A 4,088-nucleotide genomic window follows, 5' to 3' on the forward strand; every position below is an offset into this window, starting at 1 on the left:
CACTGGTCCGTCAACCTCTACCGCGTGCACAGCGGCAGCGGCCGGCCCATCGGCATCGCCTGGCTCGGCACCGACATCACCGCACGCCGGGCCGCCGCCCGCGAGGCCGCCGCAGCCCGGCGCAACCTCGCACTGCTCAACGAGGCCGGCGCCCGCATAGGGAACTCCCTGGACCTGGAGACCACGGCCCGCGAACTGCTCGACGTGGTCGTCCCCGGCTTCTGCGACCTGGCCACCGTCGACCTCTACCAGGGCCTGCTCGCCGGCGACGAGGCACCGCCCGGACTCGCCGACGGCAGCGCCGAACTGCGTCGCGTCGCCTTCTCCAGCGCCGTCTCCGGCGCGCCCTTCAGCAGCTCCGGCAAGCCCGTCGAGGTCGGCGCGGTCCACCACTTCCCGTTCAACTCGCCCTGCGCGGACGCGCTGCGCACCGCCCGGCCGCAATACGTGCCCGCCGAGGAGGGCGGGCTCGTGCAGTCCACGCTGGCCGTGCCGATGGTCGCCCACGACACGGTGGTGGGACTCGCGCAGTTCGCCCGCACGAAGGGCAGCGAGCCGTTCGGCGAGCGCGACCGGGAACTCGCGGTCGAACTGGCCGCGCGGGCCGCCGTCTGCATCGACAACGCCCGCCTGTACCGCCGGGAGCACGAACGGGCGTTGATACTGCAGCGGTCCCTGCTGCCGCCCGGCGACCCGGAGGCCTCGGGGCTGGACATCGCCTGCCGCTACCTGCCCGGCAACGCGGCCACGGAGGTGGGCGGCGACTGGTTCGACGTCATCGAACTGCCCGGGCACCGTACGGCCCTGGTCGTCGGGGACGTCATGGGCCGGGGCCTCAGGGCCGCCGTCGCGATGGGCGAACTGCGCACCGCCGTACGCACGCTGGCCCTGCTGGACCTGGAACCGGCCGAGGTGCTCTCCGCGCTCGACGAGATCGCGCGCGGCCTCGGCACACCCGGGGGGCCCGCCCAGGCCTTCGGCTCCGGGGGAGGCGTCCAGCAGGCCACCCGCGCCGCCCGCCAGCCCCGGGACGCCGACCTGTCCGAGGTCTACCTGGCGACCTGCGTGTACGCCGTGTACGACTCCGTCACCCGGCGCTGCACGTTCGCCAACGCCGGCCATCTGCCACCGGTCCTGGTGGAGCCCGGCGAGGCGGCGCTGATGCTCGACGTGCCGCCCGGCATGCCGCTCGGCGTGGGGGGCGAGCCGTTCGAGGAGGTGGAGGTCGAACTCCCGGAGGGCGCGCTGCTCGCGCTGTACACGGACGGCCTGGTCGAGTCCCGCGACCATCCGCTGGACGAGGGGCTGCAGGCCTTCGTGGGCGCGCTCACCGACCCCAGCCGGCCCCTGGAGGACGTCTGCGACCACGTCCTCAACACCCTCGACACCCACCACGGCGAGGACGACATCGCCCTGCTCATGGCCCGGGTGCAGGGGCTGCCCGCCGAGTCCGTCGGCGACTGGACGCTGCCGCGCGAGCCGCGCAGCGTGGGCCGCGCCCGGGAGTACGCCCGCGGACAGCTGCTCTCCTGGGACCTGGAGCCGCTGGTCGACACCGCCGAGCTGCTGGTCAGCGAGCTGGTGACGAACGCGCTGCGGTACGGCGAGGGGGACATCAGGCTCCGGCTGCTGCTGGACCGCACCCTGGTCTGCGAGGTCTGGGACGCCGGCCTCGTCCAGCCCCGGCGCCGGCGGGCCCGGGACACCGACGAGGGCGGGCGGGGCCTGCAACTGGTCGGCCTGCTCAGCGCGGCCTGGGGCTCCCGGCGCACCCCCCGGGGCAAGACGGTGTGGTTCGAACTGCCCCTGCCGGGCGGGGAGGGCGGCCTGACCGACCCGGCGGAGGCCCTGCTCAGCCTGTTCTGACCCGCCCGGCCCTACGACGGCCCGATCGCCCGACGGCCCGCCCGTCCGGGAGGCGACCCGGGGCTCAGTCCTGGTGGCGGGAGCGGGTGTGCGGGCCGCCGTAGGCCGCCGGGGTGCCGGTGTCCTGGGTCTCGGTGAGCAGGATGCCGCCCAGGACGGCACCGGCCAGGCCGGCCGTGTCCCCCTCGGTGCCGAGGTGCGGGGTGCCGTACGCCCGGACGTCCCGCTCGGCCAGTTCCCGTGCCTCCCCGGCCGCGGCATCGGCCCGGTCGGCGTCGCCCGCGGCCAGCTCCCGCACCGCCTCCGCCAGCCGGGCCCGGGCCTGCGCACCCACCGCCCCCCGGTGCACGGAGACGAACTCCTCCGCCACGGCGACGGAACCGCGCGCCACCAGCTGCGCCGCGGTGTCCAGCACCCCGGAACGCGGCCCGCCCGGCCGGCCGGCGGCCCGGGTGATCCGGCGCAGCGCGTCCAGCGGATCGTACGGCCCGCCCGTCAGCTCCTCGCGGACCGCCGCCAGCACCACGTCGGCGTGCGCCGGCCGCGCGTGCGGCTGGGCCGCGGTGGTCCGCTCCCTACCGCGCCGGGCCGCCGCCAGCTCCGCCTCCGCACCGGTCAGCGCGGCCGGCACCAGTGCGGCCGCCTCCCGCAGCCGTGCCGCGAGCCGTTCCACCCCGTCCACCAGCACCCCGGCCTGGACCACCGCCCCCTCCCCGGCCCGCAGCTGCCGGACGGCCCGCTCCCGGTCGCCCGCGTCGACGGCCTGACGGGCCTCGTTCAGCCGCGCGGTCGCGAACAGCAGCCGGTCCTTGGCCTGTTCGACGTACCCGGCGGCGGGACCGACGGCCGAGGGCGCGTACCGCTCCCGGAGCGCCGCCAGGACCTCCTGGGCCGTCACCGTCCGCGCCGCGAGCTCCCGGAACCGCTCCTCGGCCACCACCAGCGCCGCCCCGACTCCCCGGCTGCCCTGGCCGCCCTCCCGGTCCGCGTCCCGCGGGGCCGCGTCCAGACCGCGCAGCCGGTCCAGCGCCGCCGCCTCCGCGTCCAGCCGGCGCCCGGCCTCCGCACAGCGGCCGATCACCCCGACCAGGGCCTGGCGCCGGGCACCCGCTTCTTCGGGGACGCCCTGTTCGTACCGCCGCCAGATCGCGAACGCCGCCGACAACTCGGTCTCCGCGGCCCGCAGCGCGTGCGTGAACGGCTCGGTCCGCTCCTCCCCGAACAACTCGCGGACCAGGGACAGTTCCTCCTCGGAGGTCCGTACGCAGTCGTCGGCCAGCCGCAGTGCCGCCCGCGCCTGGCGCTCGGAGTCGGCCGGGGTGGGCGCGGCCGGCCGTGCCGAGACCGTTCCCGGCGTCGTCCGGGTCCGGGCCCGGCGGGTGCGGCGCAGGGAGCCGTATCCGGCCAGGGCCAAGGCCGCCACCCCGACGACGAGCGGCAGCACCAGGTCGGCGGCCGACGTCCCGCCCTGCTGCGGGGCGGCCGAGGCCACGGGAACCGGAGCGCCGGACACGGCCGTCATCACCGGCAGCACCAGCCACCAGGCTCCCGCCAGGGCACCCGGCACGGCATGCGTCACCCGCACCCGTATGTGCGCGGTGGCACGCCGGGGCCGGGCCCGGAGCAGGGAGGACGTCACGTTTCGGAGCGTATGGGCAGGTGGTCCGCTCCGCGAGCGGGAGGGACACGGGTGGGGGACCAGACGGACAGGGGGACGGGATGGACGAGAACGCGACGGGCGGCCGGCCGGCTGACGAAAAACCGACCGCCGACCGGACAGCCGGGCACCCCTGCCCGGACCCCACAACCCCGGATCCCGCACCCACGGATCGCACGACCCCGGACCCCACAACCCCGGATCCCGCACCCACGGATCGCACGACCCCGGACCCCACAACCCCGGAGCCCGTTCCCGCGCCACGCCCCGGACACCCCGCCCGCAGGCGCCGTGTCCGCCGTGTTCTCCGTGGCGCCGCCCTCCTCCTCGCCCTCCTCCTGCTCCCGCTGCTCACCGCCGAGACGGCCCTGCGACTGAACTACACCGGCGATCCGGCCCCCGGCACCCGAACCCGGCACCAGGACGCCCTCTGGCTGGGGCACGCCTGGGTGGACGGGCGGAAGGACGACCGGGACGTCAGGGCCCTCGCCGAGCGGCTGCGCGGTACCGGCATCCGCGACCTGTACGTCCACTCCGGCCCGCTGGAGCACGACGGCACCCTGCC

The 4,088-nt window shown here is 76.7% G+C and carries 2 protein-coding genes and 1 pseudogene; 2 read left to right on the forward strand and 1 reads right to left on the reverse strand.

The window, feature by feature from the left end:
• Positions 1-1,866 (forward strand): ATP-binding SpoIIE family protein phosphatase (locus tag IE312_RS32100; protein WP_229900690.1); only part of this gene is annotated, 1,866 nt, incomplete at its 5' end.
• A gap of 64 nt (positions 1,867-1,930) precedes the next feature.
• Here the strand turns inward: IE312_RS32100 and IE312_RS32105 are convergent.
• Positions 1,931-3,505, reverse strand: coding sequence for a hypothetical protein (locus IE312_RS32105; RefSeq protein WP_189985765.1), 1,575 nt, complete (start codon positions 3,503-3,505; stop codon positions 1,931-1,933).
• Between the two features lie 80 nt (positions 3,506-3,585).
• Between IE312_RS32105 and IE312_RS42785 the strand changes: the two are divergent.
• Positions 3,586-4,088: pseudogene (locus IE312_RS42785) on the forward strand (hypothetical protein); the annotation flags it as partial.

The sequence above is a fragment of the Streptomyces capoamus genome (genome assembly GCF_014654935.1).
GTDB lineage: Bacteria > Actinomycetota > Actinomycetes > Streptomycetales > Streptomycetaceae > Streptomyces > Streptomyces capoamus.